This is a genomic window from Arthrobacter sp. Y3221160, assembly GCF_059092585.1.
Map to the genome: position 1 here is coordinate 1 of NZ_JBNHHU010000001.1, position 24,806 is coordinate 24,806.

The 24,806-nt window shown below is 68.4% G+C and carries 24 protein-coding genes, 1 tRNA gene and 1 rRNA gene; 21 read left to right on the forward strand and 5 right to left on the reverse strand.

Going from position 1 to position 24,806, the window contains the following annotated elements:
- Nucleotides 1-257 precede the first annotated feature (257 nt).
- A 5S ribosomal RNA gene (gene rrf / locus AC5RWG_RS00005) occupies nt 258-374 on the forward strand.
- A gap of 421 nt (nt 375-795) precedes the next feature.
- On the opposite strand, the gene AC5RWG_RS00010 is transcribed toward rrf, so the two are convergent.
- Nucleotides 796-1,560: a hypothetical protein gene (locus tag AC5RWG_RS00010; RefSeq protein WP_494166192.1), complete on the reverse strand. Its 765-nt coding sequence runs from the start codon at nt 1,558-1,560 to the stop codon at nt 796-798.
- 162 nt (nt 1,561-1,722) lie between these two features.
- On the opposite strand from AC5RWG_RS00010, the gene AC5RWG_RS00015 reads away from it, so the two are divergent.
- The 10 genes from AC5RWG_RS00015 (at nt 1,723) to AC5RWG_RS00060 (ending at nt 11,520) form a co-directional block, all read left to right on the forward strand.
- On the forward strand, nt 1,723-2,568 hold the full coding sequence (locus AC5RWG_RS00015; RefSeq protein WP_494166193.1) for a hypothetical protein: 846 nt from the start codon (nt 1,723-1,725) through the stop codon (nt 2,566-2,568).
- On the forward strand, nt 2,558-3,538 hold the full coding sequence (locus AC5RWG_RS00020) for an HAD-IIA family hydrolase (protein ID WP_494166194.1): 981 nt from the start codon (nt 2,558-2,560) through the stop codon (nt 3,536-3,538). The genes AC5RWG_RS00015 and AC5RWG_RS00020 overlap by 11 nt, the downstream gene beginning before the upstream one ends.
- 60 nt (nt 3,539-3,598) lie before the next feature.
- The gene (locus tag AC5RWG_RS00025) at nt 3,599-3,802 is read left to right on the forward strand and encodes a hypothetical protein (RefSeq protein WP_493999427.1); all 204 of its coding nucleotides are present in this window, start codon (nt 3,599-3,601) and stop codon (nt 3,800-3,802) included.
- Between the two features lie 5 nt (nt 3,803-3,807).
- Nucleotides 3,808-4,680, forward strand: a complete 873-nt coding sequence (locus tag AC5RWG_RS00030; RefSeq protein WP_494166195.1) for a TlyA family RNA methyltransferase — start codon at nt 3,808-3,810, stop codon at nt 4,678-4,680.
- The gene (locus AC5RWG_RS00035; protein ID WP_493999429.1) at nt 4,677-5,672 is read left to right on the forward strand and encodes an NAD kinase; all 996 of its coding nucleotides are present in this window, start codon (nt 4,677-4,679) and stop codon (nt 5,670-5,672) included. Before AC5RWG_RS00030 ends, AC5RWG_RS00035 begins: the two co-directional genes overlap by 4 nt.
- On the forward strand, nt 5,669-7,381 hold the full coding sequence (gene recN / locus AC5RWG_RS00040) for a DNA repair protein RecN (RefSeq protein ID WP_494166196.1): 1,713 nt from the start codon (nt 5,669-5,671) through the stop codon (nt 7,379-7,381). The genes AC5RWG_RS00035 and recN overlap by 4 nt, the downstream gene beginning before the upstream one ends.
- Before the next feature lie 118 nt (nt 7,382-7,499).
- The gene (pyrG, locus tag AC5RWG_RS00045) at nt 7,500-9,221 is read left to right on the forward strand and encodes a CTP synthase (RefSeq protein WP_494166197.1); all 1,722 of its coding nucleotides are present in this window, start codon (nt 7,500-7,502) and stop codon (nt 9,219-9,221) included.
- Entirely contained in the window at nt 9,222-9,899 is a 678-nt protein-coding gene (locus tag AC5RWG_RS00050) for an NUDIX domain-containing protein (RefSeq protein ID WP_494166198.1), read from the forward strand.
- A 15-nt stretch (nt 9,900-9,914) separates the two neighbouring features.
- Nucleotides 9,915-10,886: a site-specific tyrosine recombinase XerD gene (gene xerD / locus AC5RWG_RS00055; RefSeq protein ID WP_494166199.1), complete on the forward strand. Its 972-nt coding sequence runs from the start codon at nt 9,915-9,917 to the stop codon at nt 10,884-10,886.
- Between the two features lie 130 nt (nt 10,887-11,016).
- The gene (locus AC5RWG_RS00060) at nt 11,017-11,520 is read left to right on the forward strand and encodes an 8-oxo-dGTP diphosphatase (RefSeq protein WP_494128975.1); all 504 of its coding nucleotides are present in this window, start codon (nt 11,017-11,019) and stop codon (nt 11,518-11,520) included.
- On the opposite strand, the gene AC5RWG_RS00065 is transcribed toward AC5RWG_RS00060, so the two are convergent.
- The 4 genes from AC5RWG_RS00065 to AC5RWG_RS00080 are packed head-to-tail and all read right to left on the reverse strand — an operon-like array spanning nt 11,517 to nt 15,797.
- Complete coding sequence (locus AC5RWG_RS00065; protein ID WP_494013790.1) at nt 11,517-12,677, reverse strand: bifunctional 2-methylcitrate synthase/citrate synthase; 1,161 nt, start codon at nt 12,675-12,677, stop codon at nt 11,517-11,519. The two genes, AC5RWG_RS00060 and AC5RWG_RS00065, sit on opposite strands and share 4 nt — an antisense overlap.
- A gap of 21 nt (nt 12,678-12,698) precedes the next feature.
- A complete protein-coding gene (prpB, locus tag AC5RWG_RS00070) occupies nt 12,699-13,604 on the reverse strand; it encodes a methylisocitrate lyase (protein WP_494128976.1) in 906 nt (301 codons plus the stop codon).
- Nucleotides 13,605-15,125, reverse strand: coding sequence for an MmgE/PrpD family protein (locus AC5RWG_RS00075; protein ID WP_494128977.1), 1,521 nt, complete (start codon nt 15,123-15,125; stop codon nt 13,605-13,607).
- On the reverse strand, nt 15,126-15,797 hold the full coding sequence (locus AC5RWG_RS00080; protein ID WP_494001237.1) for a GntR family transcriptional regulator: 672 nt from the start codon (nt 15,795-15,797) through the stop codon (nt 15,126-15,128).
- A 264-nt stretch (nt 15,798-16,061) separates the two neighbouring features.
- Between AC5RWG_RS00080 and AC5RWG_RS00085 the strand changes: the two genes are divergently transcribed.
- The 10 genes from AC5RWG_RS00085 (at nt 16,062) to AC5RWG_RS00130 (ending at nt 24,805) form a co-directional block, all read left to right on the forward strand.
- Nucleotides 16,062-16,952 carry a ParA family protein gene (locus AC5RWG_RS00085; protein ID WP_493999437.1) on the forward strand — a complete coding sequence of 297 codons (891 nt, stop codon included), beginning with the start codon at nt 16,062-16,064 and terminating at the stop codon, nt 16,950-16,952.
- A complete protein-coding gene (locus AC5RWG_RS00090; protein ID WP_494166200.1) occupies nt 16,952-17,890 on the forward strand; it encodes a segregation and condensation protein A in 939 nt (312 codons plus the stop codon). The genes AC5RWG_RS00085 and AC5RWG_RS00090 overlap by 1 nt, the downstream gene beginning before the upstream one ends.
- A complete protein-coding gene (gene scpB, locus AC5RWG_RS00095; protein WP_493999439.1) occupies nt 17,883-18,515 on the forward strand; it encodes an SMC-Scp complex subunit ScpB in 633 nt (210 codons plus the stop codon). The genes AC5RWG_RS00090 and scpB overlap by 8 nt, the downstream gene beginning before the upstream one ends.
- A 59-nt stretch (nt 18,516-18,574) precedes the next feature.
- The gene (locus AC5RWG_RS00100; RefSeq protein WP_494166201.1) at nt 18,575-19,831 is read left to right on the forward strand and encodes a pseudouridine synthase; all 1,257 of its coding nucleotides are present in this window, start codon (nt 18,575-18,577) and stop codon (nt 19,829-19,831) included.
- A 54-nt stretch (nt 19,832-19,885) separates the two neighbouring features.
- A complete protein-coding gene (locus AC5RWG_RS00105; RefSeq protein WP_494167079.1) occupies nt 19,886-20,953 on the forward strand; it encodes a prephenate dehydrogenase in 1,068 nt (355 codons plus the stop codon).
- On the forward strand, nt 20,950-21,654 hold the full coding sequence (cmk, locus tag AC5RWG_RS00110) for a (d)CMP kinase (RefSeq protein WP_493999441.1): 705 nt from the start codon (nt 20,950-20,952) through the stop codon (nt 21,652-21,654). The genes AC5RWG_RS00105 and cmk overlap by 4 nt, the downstream gene beginning before the upstream one ends.
- Before the next feature lie 339 nt (nt 21,655-21,993).
- Nucleotides 21,994-23,547, forward strand: coding sequence for a ribosome biogenesis GTPase Der (der, locus tag AC5RWG_RS00115; RefSeq protein ID WP_494023258.1), 1,554 nt, complete (start codon nt 21,994-21,996; stop codon nt 23,545-23,547).
- Nucleotides 23,548-23,648: 101 nt separating this feature from the next.
- A tRNA-Pro gene (locus AC5RWG_RS00120) sits at nt 23,649-23,722 on the forward strand.
- A gap of 141 nt (nt 23,723-23,863) precedes the next feature.
- Nucleotides 23,864-24,250, forward strand: a complete 387-nt coding sequence (gene gcvH, locus AC5RWG_RS00125; RefSeq protein WP_493999443.1) for a glycine cleavage system protein GcvH — start codon at nt 23,864-23,866, stop codon at nt 24,248-24,250.
- Nucleotides 24,251-24,325: 75 nt separating this feature from the next.
- Complete coding sequence (locus tag AC5RWG_RS00130; protein WP_493999444.1) at nt 24,326-24,805, forward strand: FHA domain-containing protein; 480 nt, start codon at nt 24,326-24,328, stop codon at nt 24,803-24,805.
- Nucleotide 24,806: the final 1 nt, after the last annotated feature.

The following is a 24,806-nucleotide window of genomic DNA, read 5'->3' on the forward strand; positions in this document are numbered from 1 at the left end:
GACCACTGGGTTGATAGGCCGGATGTGGAAGCGAGGACGAAAGACTCGTGAAGCTGACCGGTACTAATAGTCCGACAACTTACACCACACCACCCCCTGGGGGTGGGTGATCAAAACATGCTACGCGTCCGCTATGTGGTTCCCAGACAACAACCGTTGTCGCACAGGGAACAAACAATTGAATACAGTTCCAAGCACAAGCTTGTAACCAACAGGTTTGCCGCCAACCCCCACCGGGGCGGGCGCGCACGAAGGGTTACGGCGGTCATAGCGTGGGGGAAACGCCCGGTCCCATTCCGAACCCGGAAGCTAAGGCCCACAGCGCCGATGGTACTGCACTCGGGAGGGTGTGGGAGAGTAGGTCGCCGCCGGACATTCTTTGAACACGGGAAGGCCCCGCCAACGATGGCGGGGCCTTCCCGCGTTTAACCACGATGCCGGTTCGTTAGTGGAGTCACAGTCCTACGGCGGTTGTCTGCAACTGGCAGAACAGTCGGCTGGACTAGAATGGATCGATGGTACGGGCGCGCCACAGATGATTGCGCCCACAACAAGACACGCATTTCATAGAGATTTTGACGGCTGTGGTTGGCTGGTTCGACCTTGGCCCGCACTGAGAGGAGTTCCGGCATGGCTGATTTCCGGGGTCGTGAAGGACGAGACGACAGGGGTGCAGGCAGAGGCAACTTTGGCAACCGGTCGGGAGCCGAGCGCTCCACCGAGGGCGGCGATAGAAAGCGCCCCGACAACCAGGACCGGCGCAGCGGCGGTTCCGGTGGCGCGGGTGGTTTCCGTTCACGCGAGGATCGGCCGCGTCAGGATCGTGGTGAGCGTCGGGACTTTGGTGATCGTCCTCGTCAGGATCGTGGCAGCGCGTCCGGCGGCGGTTTCCGTTCGCGGGATGATCGGCCGGGTCAGGATCGTGGTGAGCGTCGGGACTTTGGTGATCGGCCGCGTCAGGATCGTGGCAGCGCGTCCGGCGGTGGTTTCCGTTCGCGGGATGATCGGCCGGGTCAGGATCGTGGTGAGCGTCGGGACTTTGGTGATCGGCCGCGTCAGGATCGTGGCAGCGCGTCTGGTGGTGCGGGTGGTTTCCGTTCGCGGGATGACCGTCCTCGTCAGGATCGTGGCAGCGCGTCTGGTGGTGCGGGTGGTTTCCGTTCGCGGGATGATCGGCCGCGTCAGGATCGTGGTGAGCGTCGGGACTTTGGTGACCGTCCGCGTCAGGATCGTGGTGAGCGTCGGGACTTTGGTGATCGGCAGGGTCAGGATCGTGGCGGCAGCTCGTCCGGCGGCGGTTTCCGTTCGCGCGATGATCGTCCCCGCCAAGATCGTGAGCGTCGGGACTTTGGTGATCGTCCTCGTCAGGATCGTGGCAGCGCGTCTGGCGGTGCCGGTGGTTTCCGTTCGCGCGATGACAGGCCGCGTCAGGATCGTGGCAGCGCGTCTGGCGGTGCCGGTGGTTTCCGCTCGCGCGATGACCGGCCGCGTCAGGATCGTGGAGAGCGTCGGGACTTCGGAGACCGCCCCCGCCAGGACCGCGGCGACCGTCCCCGCCACGACGGCGGTGGCAGGTCGTTCGACCGCGCCGGCGGAGCACCTGATCACAATGCCGGAGACCTGCGCAGTTCCAACCGGGTCGACCGCCCGCGTTCACCCGAGATTGACCCCGACGTCACGGGTGCCGAGCTGGACCGCGTCACGCGCGCGCAGCTGCGGACCTTGGAATCCAAGAACGCTGAGTGGGTCGCCAAGCACCTGGTGATGGCCGGACGACTGCTGGACGAGGAACCGGAACTTGCCTTCCAGCACGCCCTGGCGGCCAGCCGCAGGGGCGGGCGCATGGCTCCGGTGCGAGAGGCCGTCGGCCTGACCGCATACGCGGCCGGTCACTACGGTGAAGCCCTCAGGGAGTTCCGCACCTTCCGTCGCATCAGCGGCTCCAATGAGCACCTGCCGATCATGGCCGACTGCGAACGTGGCCTCGGGCGGCCGGACAGGGCGCTGGAGCTGACGCGGTCAGAAGACGCCGCAACACTGGATACGGCGGGCAAGGTGGAACTGGCGATTGTGGCCTCCGGCGCCCGCTCCGACCTGGAGCAGTACGACGCGGCGGTTGCGGCCTTGGAGATTCCGCAACTGGACCGAAACAGGGCCTTCTCCTACAGCCCGCGGCTCTTCCGGGCGTACGCGGACGCCTTGGATGCCGCTAACCGCGGCGAGGAAGCACAGCAATGGAGGCGCCAGGCGATGGTGGCCGAAAACGCCCTGGGCGTGGGAGATTTTGCCGAGCCTGAGATTGTCGACTTGGTCGGCGATGAGATGGAACCGGATGACGGCCGCCGCGAAGCTGGCCCCGTTACCGATGTGCGGGGTCTCATCAACGACGCCGACACGGCCGGGCCGGGCGAATCTGAAGAGTCAGCGCCGGACGACGATGAAAGTGAACCTGCGGCTGACTCTCCGGCCGGCTCCGATGAAGCGGCTGCTCCAGCTGCGACGGAGGTCGAAGACACCGGCGCTCCCGGCACCGCGTCCGCCCAGGCCAGCAGGGACGATGACGGGTAAGCCCCTGATCTCCGGCTACGACGCCGTGCTGTCCGACCTGGACGGCGTCGTCTACGCCGGGCACCAGGCTATCCCCGGAGCCGTCGAGGCACTGAGGGGCCTCGCGGAGACCCGGACGGCGCTGGGCTACATCACCAACAATGCGTCGCGGTCAGCGGCGCAGGTGGCCGCTCATTTGCGCGAGCTCGGTGCCCCGGCCACCCCCGACCAGGTCTTCGGGTCGGCACGCGCCGGTGCGCTGATGCTTGCCCGACATGTTCCGGCGGGCTCAAAGGTCTTGGTCACGGGTAGCCGGACCCTGGCGGACGAAACAGCCGCCCAGGGCTTCGTACCGGTCCGTTCCGCCCTCGATGCCCCGGTCGCCGTGATCCAGGGGTTCGACCCGGAGCTGGGCTGGAAAGACCTGGCGGAGGCATCATTCGCCGTCGCCGCGGGCGCCCTCTGGATCGCCACCAACACCGACCTGACCATTCCCCGAGAGCGTGGCATCGCCCCCGGAAACGGGTCGTTGGTGGCGGCCGTACAGGCAGCCACCGGCGCGGTGCCCCTGGTTGCAGGAAAGCCGGAAGCGGGCATTTTTACGACGGCGGCTGCGGCGTTGGGGGCTCGCCGGCCGCTGGTAGTGGGGGACCGGCTCGATACGGACATCCTGGGCGGCAACAACGCGGGCATGGACACGGCAGTCGTCTTGACCGGCATCGACGGGGTCGAAACGATCCTCGCCGCGCGCACGGCGGAACGGCCACGGTATCTGCTGGGCAGCCTGACCGAACTGTACCGGCCCTATCCTGCCGTTACCCCTGACGGCTCGGGGTTCCGCTGCGGTGCTGCGGTGGCCGCCGTCGAAAACGGGAAGCTGAATGTCTCCGGCAGCCGGGAGGATGTGGACACCTGGCGCGCTGCCTGCGCGGCCTGGTGGGATGCCCATCCGCACCAGGCGTCCGCGGCCGCGCCTGACCTTGCCGGTTGAAGGCCGATATTAGACTGGCTCATGCGGTTGGGTACAGCCGCCGACGCGAGGGAGGATAGCTTGGACCTGCCAGAATCAGGGGAAAGCGGCGGCCGGATGCAGCCGCAGTGGCCGGTTCCCGGCGACTCCACGGCCGACGAGCCGGTCGACGCGATCATCTCCGGCCTCGCCGGGATTCCAAACCTTCCGGTACGCGGGCACCAACAGGTGTACCAGCAGATCCACGACGATTTGTTGGCCGAGCTGGAGACCGAGGCTGATTGAGCCCTATGCCCAGACTGGACCAGGAGCTCGTATCCCGCGGATTGGCACGGTCCCGTACCCACGCAGCCAAGCTCATAGCGGCCGGGCGGGTCAGCCGTGCCGGAACTGTTCTGACCAAGGCGGCGGCCGCCGTCGGCCCGGACGACCAGCTGGCCGTGGCCGCAGACGGAGGCCCCGACTACGTCAGCAGGGCCGGACACAAACTTGCCGGTGCACTGGCGGCCTTCCCCGCAGTCGATCCGGCGGGCCTGCGCTGCCTCGATGCCGGAGCTTCTACCGGCGGCTTCACCGATGTACTGCTGCGTGCCGGCGCGCAGGAGGTCGTCGCCGTGGACGTCGGACACGGCCAGCTCGTCGACGCGATTCGTACGGACAGCAGGGTCCGGGTATTCGAAGGCCTGAACGTCCGGTATCTCGACCCGGCAGCGATCGGCGGCCCGGTGGACCTGACCGTCGCGGATCTGTCGTTCATCTCCCTCACCCTGGTCATCGGACCGTTGGCCGATGCGACCCGTCCGGCCGGGAATCTGCTGCTGATGGTCAAGCCGCAGTTCGAGGTTGGCCGCGAGCGGCTGGCGCGCAGCGGCGTCGTCAGTTCCAACACCGAACGGTACCGGGCGGTTCGCAACGTTGTCGCCGCAGCGTTGGAACGGGGGCTGGACATCCGCGGATTGGCGGCCAGCCCGCTTCCCGGCCAGGACGGGAACGTCGAATATTTCCTGTGGATAAGTGTTCCCCCGGGGGCCACTGAGCGCAGAACGGGTAGTGTGCTGCAGGAGGCAGTGGACGCGGCCATGGCCGGTTTCCCGCCGGAGCGGGAAGCGAGGCCGGACCAGTTGGAAGAACCGAGAGGGCAGGAACCGGGAGTGGAGCGATGAGCCGGCGGATATTGGTGCTCGCGCACACCGGGCGCGCAGACGCCCTGGCGGCCGCCCAGGAAACCTGCGCCCAACTCCACTCGTCCGGCCTGGTGCCGGTCATGCGACGGGAAGAGGTCGGACACCTCCAGGAGACCTACGGCGAGCTGGCCGTTCCCACCGAAATACTGGACGAGGACATCGGCCTGGACGGCGTTGATCTGGGCATGGTCCTCGGCGGCGACGGCACCATCCTGCGCTCGGCTGAACTGGTCCGGGAATCGGACGTCCCCCTGCTGGGTGTCAACCTCGGACACGTCGGCTTTTTGGCCGAGAGCGAGCGGGCGGATCTGGCCCAGACGGTCCACTGGGTGGTAAACCGCGAATACACGGTCGAGGAGCGCCTGACCATTGACGTCCAGGTGTGGCTGGACAAGCGCAAGATCGGCCATACCTGGGCGCTGAACGAGGCGGCGGTGGAAAAAGGCGACCGGCAGCGGATGCTGGAAGTAGTGGTCGAGGTCGACGCCCTGCCCATCAGCTCGTTCGGCTGCGACGGCGTGGTCATGGCCACCCCCACGGGGTCCACTGCCTACGCCTTCTCCGCGGGCGGCCCGGTAGTTTGGCCCCAGGTGGAAGCCCTGCTGATGACCCCGATCAGCGCCCACGCGCTGTTCGCCAAACCGCTGGTGGTTGCCCCGGATTCGATCATGGCGGTGGAAGTGCTCAGCCGCAGCGACGCCAACGGCGTCCTGTGGTGCGACGGCCGCCGAAGCCTGGAGCTGCCGCCCGGTTCCCGGATCGAAGTGACGCGCTCCAACAAACCCGTGCGGCTGGCCCGGACCCGGAGGACGCCGTTCTCGGAGCGTTTGGTCCGCAAGTTCGAACTACCGACGTCGGGATGGCGCGGGCCCGTCAGCCCCTCGGAAGAACAGCCGCCGACTTCGTCCCTGCCTACGGTGCGGACAGTGGAACCTCGATACGCCCAGCCAAGCCAGGAGGCGCCGAAGTGATCGAAGAAATCCGGATCCGCAACCTCGGTGTGATCACCGAGGCTACGCTTCCGCTGGGGCCCGGCCTGTCGGTGGTGACGGGCGAGACCGGAGCCGGCAAGACCATGGTGGTCACCGCGCTCGGCCTGCTGCTGGGAGCCCGCGCGGACGCCGGGGCGGTGCGGACCGGGGCACGCAACGCCGTGACCGAGGCCGTGGTTCGGCTCGCCGCGGGAAGCCCTGCCCTGGCCCGCGCGGGCGAGGCGGGCGCTGACATCGACGAGTTCGACGGCGGAGCCGAACTCATGCTCGCCCGGACGGTGAACGCCGATGGCCGCAGCCGCGCGCACGTCGGCGGCCGGGGAGCGCCGGTGGGAACGCTGGCCGAGATCGGCGGCCACCTGGTGGCCGTCCACGGCCAAACAGACCAGCTGCGGCTCAAGAGCCAGCAGGCGCAGCGGGAAGCGCTGGACAAGTTTGCCGGTGAAGCCCTCACCACGGCGCTGTCCGGTTATGCAGCATCATTCGCGCGTTGGAAGGAAGCCAGCACCGAACTGGAGACCCTGCGTACCGAGGCCCGCGAACGCCTGCGCGAAGCCGAGGCGCTGCAGCAGGCCCTGGAGGAAATCGACGGGCTGGACCCCCAGCCCGGTGAAGACGACGCGTTGAAGGCCGAAGCCGTGAAGCTGGCCAACGTCGAGGAACTGCGCGCTGCTGCCACCTTGGCGCACCAGGCACTCGTGGCCGAGGAATACACCGACTCCCCGGACGCGACGGCCCTGGTCGACGCGGCGAAGCGGTCCCTGGAGCAGGTCCAGGACGAAGACGCCGAATTGGGCCGCGCCGCGGCCCGGCTGGCCGAGGTCGGCATCATCCTCGCCGACGTCGCCGCGGAGCTGGCGAGCTACGGCGCATCGCTGGACAGCGAGGGGCCGGGCCGGCTGGAGGAGGTCGAAGCGCGCCGGGCCGACCTGGCACGGCTCGTGCGCAAATACGCGCCGAGCATCGACGAAGTGCTCGAGTGGGCCGTTCAGGCCCGCACCCGCTTGGAAGACCTGACCGACGACTCCAGCCGGATCGAGCGGTTGGAGGCGGAAATCGCCGAACTGGACTCCGCCCTGGCCATCCAGTCAGCCGCGGTGACGGCGCTGCGGCGTGAAGCCGCAACCGAACTCGGCCGCCGGGTCGGCGCAGAACTGTCGGCGCTGGCCATGGCCGAGGCCGAACTGCTGATCGATATCGAACCGGCGCCCGCCCTGACGGTGCACGGCGCCGACGTCATCACGTTCTTGCTCAAGCCGCACCGGGGCGCCCCGCCGCGTCCGCTGGGCAAGGGAGCCTCCGGCGGTGAACTGTCCCGCGTGATGCTTGCCATCGAAGTGGTGCTGGCGGAAGTCGATCCCGTGCCCACCTTCGTCTTCGACGAGGTGGATGCCGGCGTCGGCGGCAAGGCGGCCGTCGAGATCGGCCGCCGCCTGGCCATGCTGGGCCGCTACGTGCAGGTCATAGTGGTGACCCACCTGCCGCAGGTGGCGGCCTTCGCGGACCAGCACATCCGGGTGATCAAGACGGCCGGCGGGGACGACGGCGGGATGACCGCCAGTGACGTCCGGTTGCTCGACGACGAAGAGCGGGTGACCGAACTGGCCCGCATGCTCGCCGGCCAGGAAGAATCCCATTCCGCCCGCGCCCACGCCCAGGAACTCATCGACGGAGCGAGGGCGCTGTAGCATCGGCTACAGGCACGACCAGCCCCGCCGCCGGCGGGGGAGCAGTTGACCGGCGGGTGTGTGTTCGCACACCCGGCAGCGGTCGGAACGGCCTTGAGATCCGAGGGCGTCCAGAAAGGTGATAGGCTCGAATTCCGTGGTGCAGCGAACTAATTCCCGGTTTTCCAAGTCGTCCAAGACGACCAAACATATCTTTGTCACCGGCGGCGTGGCGTCCTCGCTCGGGAAGGGACTGACGGCTTCAAGCCTCGGCCACCTGCTCCGTGCCCGCGGCCTCTCCGTGACGATGCAAAAGCTCGATCCCTACCTGAACGTGGATCCGGGCACGATGAATCCCTTCCAGCACGGTGAAGTCTTCGTCACGGACGACGGCGCTGAAACCGATCTGGATATCGGACACTACGAGCGGTTCCTGGACGAGAATCTGGACGGTTCGGCAAACGTGACCACCGGCCAGGTGTACTCCACCGTGATCGCGAAGGAACGCCGCGGCGAATACCTCGGCGACACCGTTCAGGTCATCCCGCACATCACCGACGAGATCAAGCGCCGCATGCGCCTGCCCGCCGAGCCTGTCGCGGGCAAGAAGGTTCCGGACGTGATCATCACCGAGATCGGCGGCACCGTCGGCGATATCGAATCGCAGCCGTTCCTCGAATCCGCCCGCCAGGTCCGGCAGGATGTCGGGCGCAACAACGTCTTCTTCCTGCATGTGTCGCTGGTGCCGTACATCGGCCCGTCCCATGAGCTGAAGACCAAACCGACACAGCATTCCGTCGCAGCGCTTCGCTCCATCGGCATCCAGCCGGACGCCATCGTGATCCGGTCCGACCGGGAAGTCCCTGCGGCGATGCGGGAAAAGATCGGCCGCATGTGCGATGTGGACATCGACGCGGTCATCGGCTGCCCGGATGCGCCGAGCATCTACGACATCCCCAAGACCCTGCACTCGCAGAACCTGGACGCGTACATCGTGCAGCACCTTGACCTGAAGTTCAAGGATGTCAATTGGACCAAGTGGGACCGGCTGCTGTCGGCGGTCCACAACCCGAAGCACCACGTCGAGGTGGCGCTGGTCGGCAAATACATCGACCTGCCCGACGCCTACCTGTCGGTGACCGAAGCGCTCCGCGCCGGCGGCTTCGCCAACCAGACCAAGGTCAAGATCCGTTGGGTTCCCTCCGACGACTGCGCCACCGAAGAAGGCGCAGCCGCCGCCCTCCACGGCGTGCACGCCATCTGCGTGCCCGGCGGCTTCGGCATCCGCGGCCTGGAGGGCAAACTCGGCGCACTCAGGTACGCCCGCGAACACAAGCTGCCCACCCTGGGCCTATGCCTCGGCCTGCAGTCGATGGTGATGGAGTACGCCCGCAACATCGTGGGACTGGAAGACGCTTCGTCCACCGAGTTTGATCCGGACACCAAGCACCCGGTGATCGCCACCATGGCCGAGCAGCTGGACATCGTCGACGGCAAGGGCGATCTGGGCGGCACCATGCGCCTTGGCCTGTACGAGGCAGCCCTGCAGTCCGGTTCCGTTGTCGCGGAGACCTACGGCAGCACCAAGGTCAGCGAACGTCACCGCCACCGTTACGAGGTCAACAACGAATACCGCGACCAGCTGGCCGCGGCGGGCCTGGTTTTCTCCGGCACCTCCCCGGACGGCAAGCTCGTGGAGTTCGTCGAACTGCCCCGCGACGTGCACCCGTACTACGTCTCCACCCAGGCGCATCCGGAACTCAGTTCGCGCCCCACACGGCCGCACCCGCTGTTCGCCGGCCTCGTCGCCGCCGCACTGGAGCATGGCAAGGCCAAGGCCACGGCAAAGTCCGGAGCCTGAGTGTCGGCGCACTCCGCGGCCTTTGCCGACATCCCCGACCCGCGTCCGCTGGTCGACAGGCGAACCGTTTACCGCGGACGCATTTGGGACGTGGTCAGCGACACCTTCACGCTGGGCCCGGACACGGGCGAGACGTTGGTGCGCGACTACATCGCACATCCGGGGGCGGTGGCCATCCTGGCGATGGACACAGAGGGCCGGGTCCTGCTGCTGAGGCAGTACCGGCAGCCCACCAGGATGTCGCTGTGGGAAATCCCGGCGGGCCTGCTGGACGTGGACGGCGAGGACTTCGTCGATGCCGCGGTGCGGGAACTGGCCGAGGAAGCCGACCTGGTGGCCGGGCGCTGGAACGTGCTGGTGGATTTTTTCAATTCGCCCGGCTCTTCCAGTGAGGCGATCCGGATCTACCTGGCCCGCGACCTCTCCGAGGTGCCTGAGGCGCAGCGGCACCAGCGCACCGACGAGGAGGCCGAAATCGAGCACCTCTGGGTAGATCTGGACGATGCGGTGGACGCGGTCATGGCCGGACGGCTGCACAATCCGTCGGCCGTGACCGGGGTGCTTGCCGCCGCACGCGCTGCCGCCACCGGCTTCGAGGACCTGCGACCGGCCGACGCGCCGTGGCCGGAGCATCCCAGCCAGCGCCCGGACGGTGCCGCCGGAACCGGCCGGGACTGATTCGTCATCGCGCCCGTGCAGGCCCCGTCCGCCAAAGGAGACGAGTTCACCGTCACGCCGCTGGGCCGCGCCGCGGGCGACTACCTGCAGCACATGGCGGTGGAACGCGGGCTGGCCGCCAACACCGTGGCGGCCTACCGCAGGGACCTGGGCCGCTACCTGCGGTTCCTGCAGGCGCGCGCGGTCGAGGAGCCGGCCGCGGTGACCCGGCACGATGTCACGGCCTTCGCCCAGGCCATCACCGAGGGGTCCGACGGCGCCGCCGCCCTGAGCGTCAGGTCCGCGGCGCGTACCATCGTGGCCGTTCGGGGGCTGCATAAGTTCTGGACGCTCGAAGGGGTCACGGAGACCGACCCCGCTACTGACGTGCACCCGCCGATGCCCGGCAAACGCCTGCCGAAAGCGATTTCCGTGGCCGCTGTGACGCGGATCCTGGAGTCTGCGGGGGCAGACACCCCCACCGGGCTGCGCGACCGGGCGCTCTTGGAGTTCCTGTATGCGACCGGCGCCCGGATCAGTGAAGCCGTCGGCCTGGACGTGGACGATGTCAGCGTCGAACCGCAGAGCGACGGCCCCGCCGTCGTCCGCCTGTTCGGCAAGGGATCCAAGGAGCGGCTGGTGCCGCTGGGCTCCTTCGCCGCGCAGGCGGCGGACGCGTACCTGGTCCGTGGACGTCCGGCTCTGGCCGCGAAGGGGCACGGCACACCGGCCTTGTTCCTGAACGTCCGCGGCGGCCGGCTGAGCCGCCAAAGCGCCTGGACTATTTTGAAGACCGCCGCGGAGAAGGCCGGGATCACCCAGCCCGTGTCCCCGCACACCCTGCGGCACTCCTTCGCCACCCACCTGCTGGAGGGCGGCGCGGACGTCCGGGTGGTGCAGGAGCTGCTGGGCCACGCGTCCGTCACCACGACGCAGATCTACACCCTGGTCACCGCCGATACCCTCCGCGAAGTTTACGCGGCGGCGCATCCGCGGGCCCGGGGCTGACGCGTCTCCCGGGGGCCCGGAGCTAAGGCGGCTCCGCGCGCGCCCGCGCCCGCCGGCGTCTCTCTCGGGCACCGGCCGGTTGCACCGGACCGCACCGTCGGCGCCGTCGCGCCGGGCTAGACTCGCTGCCATGACTGTCGCCGTTGCCCTGTGTTTCCTGCTCCGGGAGGAAGCCGGGCGCCGTTACGTCCTGCTCGGCCGGAAGAAGACCGGGTTCGGCACCGGAAAGGTCGTGGGGGTCGGCGGCAAAGTGGAGCCGGGGGAGGGCGACGACGACGCGGCCTGCCGTGAGATGCAGGAAGAGACCGGAGTCCGCGTGGGGCCGGAGGCGCTGGAGCAGGCCGGACGGATCTTCTTCGATTTTCCGGCCCTTCCCGCGTGGAACATGGACACCGCGCTCTTCGTGGCCCGGCGGTGGGAAGGCGTCCCGGTAGAGTCCGCGGAAATCGCGCCGGCCTGGTACCGGGTGGACCGGCTGCCGCTGGCGCAGATGTGGCAGGACGCCGGCCACTGGCTGCCGCTGGCGTTGTCGGGGCAGCGGCCGCGGCTGCGGGTGCTGATGCAGCCGGATAACGAAACGGTGGCCGGCGTCGAAAATCTCGACACCGGCCACCGCGTGGCCTGGCAGCTTTAGCGGCCCAGCTCCCGCTGGGCGGGCCCGTTGTATTCACTGAGCGGCCGGATCAGCGAGTTCGACTCCAACTGCTCCATGATGTGCGCGGTCCAGCCGGTGATGCGGCTGGCCACGAACAGCGGGGTGAACATCTCGGTGTCGAACCCCATCAGGTGGTAGGTGGGGCCGGCGGGGTAATCCAGGTTCGGCTTGATGTCCTTCGCCTCGGCCATCGCGTGCTCCAGGCCATCATAGAGGCCGAGTATTTCGGGCCGCCCATAGTGTTCGATCATCTTGTCCAGCGCGGCCTTCATGGTCGGCACCCGGGAGTCGCCGTGCTTGTAGACCCGGTGGCCGAAGCCCATCACCTTCTGCTTCCGGGCCAGCGCCTGTTCCATCCAGGTCCGGGCGCGTGCGGCGGCTTCCTCGCGGGGCTCGTCAGGGCGGATCCCGATCTGCTCGAAGGTGTGCATGACCGCCTCATTGGCTCCGCCGTGCAGCGGGCCCTTCAGGGCGCCGATCGCACCGGTCACGGCCGAGTGCAGGTCGGAGAGCGTGGAGGTGATCACCCGCGCCGCGAACGTGGACGCGTTGAACGAGTGCTCCGCGTACAGGATCATCGACACGTTGAAGGCGTCCACGACTTCCGGCGCGGCCTCTTCACCGAAGGACATCCACAGGAAGTTCGCCGCGTAGCCCAGGTCCGCGCGCGGTTCCACCAGGTCCTGGCCGCGGCGCCGGCGCTGGTCGTAGGCGACGACCGCCGGGAAGGCCGCCAGCAGCTCCACGGCCTTGGACATGTTCGCCGCCGGAGAGGAATCCCCGGCCAGCGGGTGCCGGGCCCCGATCACGCTGGCGGCGGTCCGGCAGACATCCATCGGGTGGGCCTCGGCCGGCAGGGCATCGATGACCGATTTCACCACCGGGTCCAGCGCGCGTCCGCCGCGTTCGGCCGCGGTGAACTCCCGCAACTGGTCGCCGTCCGGCAGCTCCGAGTTCCACAGCAGGTAGGCCACTTCTTCGAAGCTGCAGTGCGCGGCCAGATCCTGGACCGGGTAGCCGCGGTACAGCAGCGAGTTCGTCTCCGCGTTGACCTTGGAAATCTTCGTGGTGTCGACGACGACGCCGGCCAGCCCCTTGCGGATCTGCGGTGCTTCGGTTGATGCATCGGTGCTCATGGCGACTCCTATGTCTTGTGGTCAGTGCCGGCCGGGCACGTGGAAATTGAATACAGAGGTGTCGAATTGGTTATACGCCTCATAATCCACCAATTCGTACAAACGCGCACGGGTGAGCATGTCGCCTACCTGTGCCTGCTGGGTCCCGTCGGCCTTGATGGCGTCGAGGGTCCGTTCGGCCGCGCCCATCGCGCTGCGCAGCAGGGTCACCGGATAGATCACCATGTTCACACCCACGGAGGACAGTTGGTCCGCGGTGAACAGGTCGCTCTTGCCGAACTCGGTCATGTTGGCCAGCACCGGCACGTCGACGGCTTCGCGGATGGCGGCGAATTCTTCCAGGGTCCTCATGGCTTCGGGGAAGATGGCGTCCGCGCCGGCGTCGACCAGGGCGCGGGCACGGTCCTGGGCAGCGGCCAGGCCGTCCACGGCCCGAATGTCGGTGCGCGCCATGATCAGGAAGTTGGGGTCCCGGCGGGCGTCGGCGGCGGCGCGGATCCGCTTGCTGGCGGTCTCCAGGTCCACCACGTTTTTGCCGTCCAGGTGGCCGCAGCGCTTGGGGTTGAACTGGTCCTCGATGTGGCAGCCGGCCAGGCCGGCGTTCTCCAGTTCCTGCACCGTGCGGGCCACGTTCATCGGCTCGCCGAAGCCGGTGTCGGCGTCCACCAGGGCCGGCAGGTCGGTCATCCGCGCGACCTGCCCGGCCCGGGTGGCGACCTCGGTCAGCGTGGTCAGCCCGATGTCCGGCAGCCCCAGGTCGTTGGCCAGCACGGCGCCGGAGATGTACACGCCGTCGAACCCCTTCTCCTGGATCAGCCGGGCCGAGAGGGGATTGAACGCTCCGGGGAACTGCTGCAGCTTCCCGGAGGCCAGCCCCTCGCGCAGCGTGCGGCGCTTCTGCTCGGGTGTTGTCGCGGAGTAGAGCATTTAGAACAGCCCCTTCGGCCCGGCGGAGAGGTCGATGACGCCGTCGGCCGCCCGGAGGTTCAGCTGGTCCAGCTCGCCGGCGGCCAGTTCGGGCAACCGCTCGACGGCGGCCAGGAACCGGTCGATTTCGGCATCGTCGACGATGCCCTTGGCCAGGGTCCGCAGCTTGTTCACGTACTGCTCCCGGGCGAACGGGCGGGCGCCCAGCGGGTGGGCATCGGCCACGGCGATCTCGTCGGCGATGACCGTTCCGTCGGCCAGGGTGATCTCCACCGAGCCGCCGAACGCCTTCTCGGCGATGTCCAGCGAATGGTAGCGGCGGGTCCACTCCGGGTCTTCCTCGGTGCTGACCTTCTGCCACAGCGCCACGGTGTCCGGCCGGGCCGCCCGTTCGGGGGCGTACGAATCAACGTGGTGCCAGGCACCGTCCTGCAGGGCCACGGCGAAGATATACGGGATCGAGTGGTCCAGCGTCTCGCGGGACGCCGTGGGGCTGTACTTCTGCGGATCGTTCGCGCCGGAGCCGATCACGTAGTGCGTGTGGTGGCTGGTCCTGATCAGGACGGACTTCACGTTCTCCGCGTCGGTGGCTTCCGGATGCTCACGGTGCAGCTTGCGGGCCAGGTCGATCCAGGCCTGGGCCTGGTACTCGGCGGAGTGTTCCTTGGTGTAGGTGTCCAGGATGGCGCGCTTGGACTCGCCCGGGGCCGGCAGCGGCACGTCGTAGGAGGCGTCCGGCCCGTCCAGCAGCCAGGCGATGACGCCGTCCTCGCCCTCGTAGATCGGCACGGGTGAGGTCTGGCCGCGCATCGCCCGGTCCACTGCCTCCACCGCCATCTTGCCCGCGAAGGCCGGTGCGTGCGCCTTCCAGGTGGAGATCTCGCCCTTGCGCGACTGGCGCGTCGCCGTCGTCGTATGCAGCGCCTGGCCCACGGCCTGGAAGATGGTCTCCGTATCCAGGCCCAGCAGCGTGCCGATGCCCGCCGCGGCCGACGGGCCCAAATGGGCCACGTGATCGATCTTGTGCTTGTGCAGGCAGATGGCCTTGACCAGGTCCACCTGGATTTCGTAGCCGGTGGCGATGCCGCGGAGCAGGTCGCGGCCATTCGCGCCCACGTGCTGGGCCACCGCGAGGATGGGCGGGATGTTGTCGCCCGGGTGCGAGTAGTCGGCGGCCAGGAACGTGTCGTGGTAATCCAGTTCGCGCACTGCCACGCCGTTGGCCCAGGCCGCCCATTCCGGGGAGGTCTTCCCAGCGATGCCGAAGACCCCGGCACCGGCCCCGCCGCCGGAGACCGGGTGGCTTAGCGCCTGCGCACGCGCGGCGACAATGGGGGAGCGGTTCAGCGACGCAATGGCCACCGAAGCGTTGTCGATGATCCGGTTGATCACCATCTCGGCCACGTCGGCGGAAACCTCCACCGGGTCGGTGGCCACGCGGGCGATTTTGTAGGCGAGCTGGTCCTCGCGGGGCAGGTTCTCTTCGCTGCGGTAGACGCGCACATGATGGTTGACGGTCATTCAGAATGTCCTCTCGGCTGGCAGGTCGGTCCGGTGTTTCGGATCGGTGGTCTTGAAGTGTTCCAGGCTCTGGTGAAGATGGATGCGGGTGGCGGCGGCCGCCACCTGGCTGTCGCCGTCGGCGATGGCGCCGGCGATGTTGGCGTGTTCGGCCGCCGAGGCCAGCAGGCGGGCCGGGTTGTCCCGTGCTAGCCGCCGGATCCTCACCAAGTGGACGCGCAGGTTGGCCATCGCCTGGCGGAGGTAGGTGTTGGCGGCGGCGTGGTCCACCGCGGCGTCCAGCCGGCCGACCAGCCGGTAGTAGGCCTGCGGGTCCGGAACGGCGCCGCGCATGGCCTCGGCCGCCGCGAGGAATTCCTGCTGCAGCCGCCGGAATTCGGCCGGTTCCCCGCGCCTGGCGGCCAAGGCCGTCGCCTGGCACTCCAGTGCCGTGCGCAGTTCGAAGAGCTCGGTGACGTTCTCCAGTGAAACGTCGGCGACGACGACGCCGCGTCCGGTGTGGGGCGTGGCCAGCCCTTCGGCGGTCAGCCGGCCCAGCGCCTCGCGGAGCGGCGTGCGGGAGATGCCCAGCCGGGCGGCCTGCTCAACCTCGGCCAGGACCGTGCCCGGGGGCAACCGCCATTCCACAATGTCCTCGCGCAGCGTCCAGTACGCCCGTTCGCCGGCACGCAAGTTCTGCTTCATGGCGCTAGTGTATACACAGCTGCGGGAAAAGCAGCACACATCGCGGAAAATGCTCGCTTCTGTATACATGCCACTTCCTCGCCGCCGTCGGCCGTGCCCTTATTCCCCGACGGCGAAGGATGAACCTTAGACCTCTACTTGAAGCTAAAGGCTCGCCGATCATCAGCGGCCTGTCGATCGATAACGGGGCGGTCACTGTAACCTTGTCAGGAAGAAGAACGGCAGCGAAACGATGGAAGCTGGGTTAGATACGTGAGCAGCGAACAAGGTTCGACAACCACTCTGCGGCAAGCGGACGAGGATGTCCTGGGCCCGACCGGGCGGCCGCTGACCGAGTTCCCTGAACCGCCCGTCCTGACGTCCCACGGCCCCGCGCGCATCGTGGCAATGGTCAACCAAAAGGGCGGCGTCGGCAAGACCACGTCCACCATCAACCTCGGCGCCGCCTTGGCCGAGGTCGGCCGCAAGGTCCTGCTGGTCGACTTCGACCCGCAGGGCGCCCTGTCGGCCGGGCTTGGCACCAATCCGCATGAGCTGGACCTGACCGTCTACAACGTGCTGATGGACCGCAAGACCGACATCCGCGAGGCCATCCAGCCCACGGACGTGGAAAACATCGACCTGCTGCCGGCCAACATTGACCTCTCGGCCGCGGAAGTGCAGCTGGTCAACGAGGTGGCGCGCGAACAGGTCCTGGCCCACGCGCTGCGCAAGGTCGAGGACGACTACGACGTGATCCTGATTGACTGCCAGCCCTCGCTGGGCCTGCTGACCGTCAACGCGCTCACGGCGGCCCACGGCGTGATCATTCCCCTTATCTGCGAGTTCTTCGCGCTGCGCGCAGTGGCGCTGTTGGTGGAGACCATCGAGAAGGTCCAAGACCGGCTGAACCCGCGCCTGCAGATCGACGGCGTGTTGGCCACCATGTACGACGCCCGCACCCTGCACAGCCGCGAGGTCATCGGCCGGCTGCTGGAAGCCTTCGGCGACAAGGTCTTCGAAACCGTGATCAAGCGCACCATCAAGTTCGCCGACGCCACCGTCGCCGCGGAACCGATCACCAGCTACGCGGGCAACCACGCCGGCGCGACCGCCTACCGCGACCTGGCCAAGGAGCTCATCGCCCGCGGCGGCGCCCCCTGATGACGCCGGCGCCGGCGGGGACGGTGCCGGCAGGCGGCCTCCCGGCAGGGCAGGACACCGTGCCCGACGTCCCGGACCAGGAGGGCGACCGGAAGCCGGCAGGCTTCGCCGTCACGCTGGACAACTTCAGCGGACCTTTTGATTTGTTGCTGGGACTGATTTCCAAGCACGAACTGGACATCACCGAAGTGGCGCTTGCCCGCGTCACGGACGAGTTCATCTCCTACATCCGCCGCCTCCAGGCCGACGGCAACGACAAGGCCCTGGACGAAGCCAGCGAGTTCCTCGTCATCGCGGCGACCCTGCTGGACCTCAAGGCCGCCCGGCTGCTGCCCACCGGCGAGGTGGAGGACGACGAGGACATCGCCCTGCTCGAGGCCCGGGACCTGCTCTTCGCCCGGCTGCTGCAGTACAAGGCCTTCAAGGAAATCGCGGCCCTGCTCGGCCAGCGCCTGGCCCGGGAGGCCGAACGATTCCCGCGGCAGGTCGCGCTGGAGCCGCAGTTCGCCGCGCTGCTGCCCGAGCTTGTCTGGCGCACGCCCCTGGCAAACTTTGCCGCCCTTGCGGCCAAAGCCCTGGAGCCCAAGGAGCCCGCGCCGACCCGGGTCGGGCTCTCGCACCTGCACGCGCCGCCGGTCAGCGTGAAGGAGCAGGCGGCGATCCTTGGTGCGCGACTGCAGGCGGGCCCGCCCCTGACGTTCCGGGCGCTCACCGACGACGCGGACGGCGCGCTGGTGGTGGTTGCCCGCTTCCTGGCGCTGTTGGAGATGTTCCGCGACGGCGTCATCGCCTTCGACCAGGTTGCGCCGCTCGGCGAGTTGACGGTCCATTGGACCGGGCCGGACGCGGAATGGACCGGCGCCAACCTCAGCGAGGAATATGACAACGCCCCGGCCGCCGACACGGCCGCGGACACAACGGAGGGACGCGATGACTGATCCGCAGGAGGAGACGGCGGGGCCCGAGGTCGATGTGGAACGGTTGCCGGGCGGTGCCCGGGCCGCGTTGGAAGCGGTCCTGATGGTTATCGACGAACCGGCCACCGATGTGGAATTGGCCACAGCGCTGGCCCTTCCGGTGGGCACCGTCCAGGCGCTGCTGCTGGATCTGCAGCGCGATTACGACGGCGGAGTCCCCTCCGAAGGGCGGCCCGCCGCGGAGCCGCGGGGCTTTGAGTTGCGCCACATCGCCGGCGGCTGGCGGATCTTCTCGCGCAGCGATTTCGCGCCGCTGGTGTCCCGTTTCGTGCTGGAAGGCCAGACGGCCCGGTTGACCCAGGCCGCATTGGAGACGCTGGCCGTCATCGCCTACCGGCAGCCGGTCTCGCGGGCCCGGGTTTCGGCGATCCGAGGGGTCAATGTTGATTCCGTGGTGCGCACGCTCACCCAGCGCGGCCTCATCGAGGATTCCGGCACCGATCCGGAGACCGGAGCCGTCCTGTACCGGACCACCTCTTATTTTCTGGAAAGATTGGGGATAGGAAGCATCGGCGAACTGCCGGAGATCGCCCCGCATCTGCCGGGACTGGAAAACCTGTCCGAGTACGACGACGCTTCGCTCTAGGCTGCCGGCCTCCGGCAGCAGCAGACCATTGCAGTAGTTTCCACGGGTAAGGATCCACCATGACACAACCGCCTCGTTCCGGCTCCGGACGGAACAACCCCCGCGGCGGAAAACGTCCCGGCGACGGCCGCCGTCCGGACGATGCCGAGCGCCGTCCCCAGGGCGGTTCCGCCCAGGGACGTGGCCGGCCCGGTCAGGGGACCGGCGGCGCCGGCCGGACCGGTGCCGGCAAGCCGGGCGGCGGCCGCTCCGGGGCGGCCGGACGGGACCAGGGCCGCAACGAGTTCGGCACGGGTCAGCCCGGTGCCCGCCGCGGCCCGGCCGAGCCCGGTGCGGCCAAGCACGGGAGCCGCAAGCCGTCGACGGCCGGCCCGGGCCAAGGAAAGCCGGCCAAACCGGCCGGCGGCAAGACCGGCGGCAAGGCTGCGGGCAAGGCCGGTGCCGGCAAGTCACGCGGCGGGCAGCCGCAGCGTCCCGCCGGGCCGCGGCCCTTCGGACGGGAGCGGTTCGGCCAGAACCTCGGACCGGTCAGGCGCCCGGACCGTCCCTCGCGGGCGGGAGCGGGGGCGGCCTCCGAGCTGCACGATCCCGAGGGCGTGCGCCTGCAGAAGGTGCTCGCCGGCGCGGGCGTGGCCTCCCGGCGGGTGTGCGAGGAATTGATCCAGGCCGGCCGGGTCGAGGTGGACGGCGTGATCGTGCGCGAACTTGGCGTGCGCGTCGACCCGTCCCGCGCGGTCATCCATGTGGACGGCATCCGCGTCCAGATGGATGAAACGCTGACGTACCTGGTCTTCAACAAGCCAAAGGGTGTTGTCTCCACCATGGAGGATCCGGAGGGACGCCCCTGCATCAGCGACTACCTCAAGCCGCAGCAGGGCCAGCGGCTGTTCCATGTGGGGCGGCTGGATCAGGCCACCGAAGGCCTGCTGCTGTTGACCAACGACGGCGAACTCGCCAACCGCCTCACCCATCCGTCCTACGAGGTCCCCAAGACGTATCTGGTGCAGGTCCGCGGGCCGATGCCGCACGGCGTCGGGGCGCGGATGAAATCCGGGATCGAACTGGAAGACGGCGTGTCCTCGGTCGATTCGTTCAAGCTGGTCGACTCGACGCCGGGACACGTCCTGGTGGAAGTCGTGCTGCATTCGGGCAAGAACCGCGTTGTGCGGCGGTTGTTTGACGCCGTCGGCCACCCCGTGGAACGGCTCGTCCGGGTCCAGTTCGGCCCCATCCGGCTGGGCGACCAGCGACAGGGCAGCATCCGCGCCCTCGGCCGCCAGGAAGCAGGGCACCTGCTGGCCCTGGTGGGGATGTAGCCGGTGAACCCGGCACACGCGCAGGCAACCCACCTGTCCGGACCGGTCCTGGTGATGGGAACCGGGCTGCTCGGAGCCAGCATCGGGCTCGGCCTGCGTGCCCGCGGCATCGACGTGCTGCTCTCGGACCCCTCGCCGTCGGCGCAGGCCGTGGCGCAGGATATCGGTGCCGGCCGGATCCTGCCTGCCGGCGAGAGGGTGGAGCCCCAGTTGGTCGTCGTCGCGGCGCCCCCGGACGTCACCGCCGCCGTCGTGTCGCGCGCGCTGCGCGACTACCCGGACGCCGTCGTCGTGGATATCGCGAGCGTCAAGACGGCCGTCTTCGAGGCGCTGGCCAAGGACCCGGACCTGGCGGAGGCGGACCTGGGCCGCTACGTGGGTACCCACCCGATGGCTGGGCGGGAAAAATCCGGCCCCGTCGCCGCCCGCGGCGAGCTCTTCACGTCGATGCCGTGGGTCCTGTGCCCGTCGGAGTTGTCCTCGCCGGGGGCGGTGAAGACGGCGCACGCGCTGGCGATCGACCTGGGCGCGGTGGTCTCCCACATGTCGGCCGACGAACATGATGCCGCCGTGGCGTTGATCTCGCACCTGCCGCAAGTGATGTCCTCGCTGCTGGCCAGCCGGCTGCAGGACACCCCGGCGCATGCCTTGTCCCTTTCCGGCCAGGGCCTGCGCGACGTCACCCGGATTGCGGCCAGCGACCCGGCGTTGTGGGTGCAGATCCTCGGCGCGAACGCGTCCCGGCTCGTGGACATCCTGTATGGCGTCCGCGAAGACCTGGAACGGCTGATCAGGACGCTTGAGCACCCCGAGGCCGACGGCGCCCGGTTGGACATGGCCAAGCTGATCAGCGAAGGCAACGCCGGCCAGGCGCGGATTCCCGGCAAGCACGGCGCTCCGCCGCAGGCGTTCGCGTGGCTGACCGTCCTGGTCGACGACACTCCGGGCCAAATCGCCCGCCTGCTGACCGAGATCGGCGAGGTGGGCATCAACCTGGAAGACCTGCGCCTAGAGCACTCGGCGGGCCAGCCGGTGGGGCTGGCGGAGCTTGCCGTGCTGCCCAGCAAGCGGCACGAATTAATTGATTACTTGACCTCACGTGGATGGAAGGTTGTGCAATGAGCGCGGCGGAAGTGGATATGGCTCGTTACCGGCAGGGCAAGGCGCTGGTGGTTGCCATCGACGGGCCGTCCGGCTCCGGCAAGTCGTCCGTCAGCAAGGAAACCGCACGGCGGCTGCACGCGTCCTACCTCGACACCGGCGCCATGTACCGTGCCGTGACCTGGTACTGCGTCAACACCGGTGTGGACCTGGCGGATGCGGCGGCCGTCGAACAGGCCAGCAAGGACGTCGACCTGCAGATCAGCACCCACCCGGACGACGAATACGTGCGCATCGGCTCCACGGACATCACCGACGAAATCCGCAAGCCGTCAATCTCCGCCTCCGTGAGCGCCGTGGCCACGACGCTGGGGGCACGGGCCGAGCTGGTCCGGCGCCAGCAGCAGATCATCGCCGACTCCGGCCGCCGGATCGTTGCCGAGGGCCGCGACATCACCACGGTCGTCGCTCCCGACGCCGAGGTGCGGCTGCTGCTGACCGCCAGCGAAGAAGCGAGGCTGCGCCGGCGCGGCCTCCAGCTGGGCGGAACGCAGAGCGACGCCGACCTGCACGAGCAGGTGCTGGCCCGCGACGCCAAGGACTCGACCGTGGTGAACTTTTCCGAGGCCGCCGACGGCGTCTTCACGGTGGATTCGTCCGATCTGGATTTCGAACAAACCGTCGAAGCGGTGCTCGCCGTCGTCCGGCATGCCGCACACTGAACCCGCCGCCGCCGTCAGCCCGGGGGTGGCCTGGCTGGCGTTGAACAGCGGTGCCCCCGTGGTGCCGGTGGCCGTCCTCGGCGCCAGGATCACCGGCGAGCAGCGGGATGCCATCCTTCGCCCCGGCCGCGTTTTCCACGCGGCATTCGGCTCCCCGCAGACCTGCCGGAGGCGGTCCTCGGCGTCCGGGCGTGTTTCAATTGACACTGCAGCCGAAGAGATCCGCCGGCAGTTGTCCGGCTATGTCCGGCACAGCGTGGCGAACACCGGGCAGCCGCTTCCGGCCAACCACGCCCCCCGACGACAACCGGCTTGCTGCCTACCCAGAAGGAACAGACGATGAGTGACACCCAGCCCGGATCCTCCCCGGCGGATCGGCCGGCCGACGAGGAATACCGTCCGGCGGGCGAGGACCAGATCGCCGAGCACATGCTTGAGCTCGATGACGACGAAGCCGAGTTGCGCGCCGCGTCGCTGCGCGCCGGCCTGGCCGATTACGACCTTGACGACGAGGACGCCGCGCTGCTGGCGGCTGCAGGAGAACCCGTCCCCGACGACGAACCGCTCCGGGTGGCCCCGGTGCTGGCCATCGTCGGCCGGCCCAATGTGGGCAAGTCGACGCTGGTGAACAGGATCATTGGCCGGCGCGAGGCAGTCGTCGAAGACACCCCCGGCGTCACCCGCGACCGGGTCTCCTACTCGGCCCACTGGAACGGGCGCCCGTTCACCTTGGTGGACACCGGCGGCTGGGAGCATGACGCCCGCGGCATCCACGCCCGCGTCGCCGACCAGGCCGAAATCGCGGTGGACATGGCCGACGCCGTCCTGCTGGTCGTCGACGCCAACGTCGGGGCCACGGCCACGGATGAGGCCGTGGTAAAGATGCTGCGCCGCAAGAAGAAACCGGTCATCCTGGTGGCCAACAAGGTGGACGACCTGGCCCAGGAAGCCGAAGCCGCGGCCCTGTGGGGCCTCGGCTTCGGCGAGCCCTATCCCGTGTCGGCACTGCACGGCCGGGGAACGGCCGACATGCTCGATGCGGCCCTGGAGGTGCTGCCCGAATTCTCTGCCTACGGGGGACTCGAGCGCACGGGAGGCCCGCGGCGGGTAGCCCTGATCGGCCGCCCGAACGTGGGCAAATCGTCGCTGCTGAACAAGCTGGCCGGGAGCGAGCGGGTAGTGGTCGACACGATCGCCGGCACCACCCGCGATCCGGTCGACGAAATGATCGAACTGGGCGGACGGACGTGGCGCTTCGTTGACACGGCCGGGATCCGCCGCCGCGTGCACATGCAGCAAGGCGCGGACTTCTATGCTTCGCTCCGCACGCAGGCCGCGCTCGAAAAGGCGGAGGTCGCCGTCGTGCTGCTGGCCGTGGACGAGGTGCTCAGCGAGCAGGACGTGCGCATCCTGCAGCTGGCCATCGATTCCGGCCGGGCCCTGGTGCTTGCCTTCAACAAGTGGGACCTGCTGGACGACGACCGCCGCCGGTACCTCGAACGCGAGATCGAGCAGGACCTGGCCCACGTGGACTGGGCGCCCCGGGTGAACATCTCGGCCAAGACCGGCTGGCACAAGGACAGGCTGGTCCCGGCGCTGGACCGTGCCCTCGAGTCGTGGGACAAACGCATCCCCACCGGCCGCCTGAACGCCTTCCTGGGCGAACTGGTCGCGGCCCACCCGCACCCGGTACGCGGCGGCAAGCAGCCGCGCATTCTGTTCGGCACGCAGGCTTCCTCACGGCCGCCGAAGTTCGTGCTGTTCACCACCGGTTTCCTGGACCCCGGCTACCGCCGCTTCATTGCCCGCCGGCTGCGTGAAACATTCGGCTTTGAAGGCACCCCGATCGAGGTCAGCATGCGGGTGCGCGAGAAGCGGTCCCGCAAGCACTGACCCGGCCCCGCCGCCCGCGGTGGCGCCCGGTGGTCATGACGCAGGGAAAAATGCTGTACAGTATTTGAGGTGGTTCCGCCGGTTGCATGAAGGCGGAACTTCGGGTTGTGGCGCAGCTTGGTAGCGCACTTGACTGGGGGTCAAGGGGTCGCAGGTTCAAATCCTGTCAACCCGACAGCAAGGGATCCGGTCCGCGAGGACCGGGTCCCTTTTCCATTGGCTTGTGCAAGGCCCTGTATGCCTATACTTTCAGCGATGGCGGGGAACGGATCCTTGCCGGAGCAACTGGCCGTCCATGGTGCGAGAAAGGCAACCGATGAGCAATATTCCTGCCGACCTGAAGTACACAGCCGAGCATGAGTGGGTGGCTGCCGCCGAGGCCGAAGGCACGGTGCGCCTGGGTATCACCGACTTTGCGCAGGACGCCCTCGGCGATGTGGTCTACGTGCAGATGCCGGAAGCCGGCTCCTCCATCACCGCCAACGAGGTCATCGGCGAGGTGGAATCGACCAAGAGCGTCAGCGACATCTACGCTCCCGTCAGCGGTGAGGTCGCGGCCGTCAACGACGCCCTGGAAACCGACCCGGCCCTGATCAACTCCGATCCGTACGGGGAGGGGTGGCTGCTGGAGGTCAAGCTGTCGGATCCGGCGGCGCTGGAGACCTTGCTCAGTGCCCCGGAGTATGAACAGCAGGTAGGCTAGGAGCTACCGGAGCCACTCGACGGCCAACCGGTCCTGAACCGGTTGGCCGCTACATTTTTACGGGAGGAACTATTGATGGTGGGCGAAGCTCGCAACGCCACGGATAACGGGAACGGCGACAGCCGGAACCCGGAGGCGCACGCGGAAACCACATCCATCTTTTTGCCGCCGCAGACCCTGGCCCACGTCGCCAAACCGAGGCTCTCCCGCGAAGAGGAAGCATCGGTGATCGCGCTGCCGGCCGGGTCGGCGCTGCTGATAGCCCACGACGGCCCGAACGCCGGGGCCCGGTTCCTGCTGGACCAGGACGTCACCACCGCCGGCCGGCACCCGGAAGCGGACATCTTCCTTGACGACGTCACGGTGTCGCGGAAGCACGCGGAATTCCGCCGCTCCGGCGACGGCTTCATGGTGGTGGACTCCGGCAGCCTCAACGGCACCTACGTGAACAACGACCGTGTGGACAGCCTGCAGCTGCGGACAGGCAATGAGGTGCAGATTGGCAAGTTCCGCCTCACCTACTACGCAGGCACGGCGGCAAAGGGGCAGGGCTAAC

Excerpts from the sequence above, each read along its gene's own strand:
- AC5RWG_RS00020 (WP_494166194.1), top strand. The coding sequence starts at position 2,558 with ATGACGGGTAAGCCCCTGATCTCCGGCTACGACGCCGTGCTGTCCGAC.
- AC5RWG_RS00030 (WP_494166195.1), top strand. The coding sequence starts at position 3,808 with ATGCCCAGACTGGACCAGGAGCTCGTATCCCGCGGATTGGCACGGTCC.
- AC5RWG_RS00035 (WP_493999429.1), top strand. The coding sequence starts at position 4,677 with ATGAGCCGGCGGATATTGGTGCTCGCGCACACCGGGCGCGCAGACGCC.
- AC5RWG_RS00060 (WP_494128975.1), top strand. The coding sequence starts at position 11,017 with ATGACTGTCGCCGTTGCCCTGTGTTTCCTGCTCCGGGAGGAAGCCGGG.
- AC5RWG_RS00065 (WP_494013790.1), bottom strand. The coding sequence starts at position 12,677 with ATGAGCACCGATGCATCAACCGAAGCACCGCAGATCCGCAAGGGGCTG.
- prpB (WP_494128976.1), bottom strand. The coding sequence starts at position 13,604 with ATGCTCTACTCCGCGACAACACCCGAGCAGAAGCGCCGCACGCTGCGC.
- AC5RWG_RS00075 (WP_494128977.1), bottom strand. The coding sequence starts at position 15,125 with ATGACCGTCAACCATCATGTGCGCGTCTACCGCAGCGAAGAGAACCTG.
- AC5RWG_RS00090 (WP_494166200.1), top strand. The coding sequence starts at position 16,952 with ATGACGCCGGCGCCGGCGGGGACGGTGCCGGCAGGCGGCCTCCCGGCA.
- scpB (WP_493999439.1), top strand. The coding sequence starts at position 17,883 with ATGACTGATCCGCAGGAGGAGACGGCGGGGCCCGAGGTCGATGTGGAA.
- AC5RWG_RS00100 (WP_494166201.1), top strand. The coding sequence starts at position 18,575 with ATGACACAACCGCCTCGTTCCGGCTCCGGACGGAACAACCCCCGCGGC.
- AC5RWG_RS00105 (WP_494167079.1), top strand. The coding sequence starts at position 19,886 with ATGGGAACCGGGCTGCTCGGAGCCAGCATCGGGCTCGGCCTGCGTGCC.
- cmk (WP_493999441.1), top strand. The coding sequence starts at position 20,950 with ATGAGCGCGGCGGAAGTGGATATGGCTCGTTACCGGCAGGGCAAGGCG.
- der (WP_494023258.1), top strand. The coding sequence starts at position 21,994 with ATGAGTGACACCCAGCCCGGATCCTCCCCGGCGGATCGGCCGGCCGAC.
- gcvH (WP_493999443.1), top strand. The coding sequence starts at position 23,864 with ATGAGCAATATTCCTGCCGACCTGAAGTACACAGCCGAGCATGAGTGG.
- AC5RWG_RS00130 (WP_493999444.1), top strand. The coding sequence starts at position 24,326 with ATGGTGGGCGAAGCTCGCAACGCCACGGATAACGGGAACGGCGACAGC.